A 212-nucleotide genomic window follows, 5' to 3' on the forward strand; every position below is an offset into this window, starting at 1 on the left:
GAATCAAAGGGGAAAAAGCTCAGAATATAGAACAGGCGATCGCAGCCTACCAATCGGCTTTAGAAATTAGAACCCGTGAAGCATTTCCTGAAGATTGGGCAATGATTCAAAATAATCTGGCTAATGCCTATTCTAATAGAATCAAAGGGGAAAAAGCTCAGAATATAGAACAGGCGATCGCAGCCTACCAATCGGCTTTAGAAATTAGAACC

1 protein-coding gene is annotated in these 212 nt (G+C 41.0%); it reads left to right on the forward strand.

Going from position 1 to position 212, the window contains the following annotated elements; translation table 11 throughout:
- A partial coding sequence (locus tag PL9214_RS29715) for a tetratricopeptide repeat protein (protein ID WP_139295231.1) occupies positions 1-212 on the forward strand: 212 nt, incomplete at both ends.

Source organism: Planktothrix tepida PCC 9214 (assembly GCF_900009145.1).
GTDB classification, from domain to species: Bacteria; Cyanobacteriota; Cyanobacteriia; order Cyanobacteriales; family Microcoleaceae; genus Planktothrix; species Planktothrix tepida.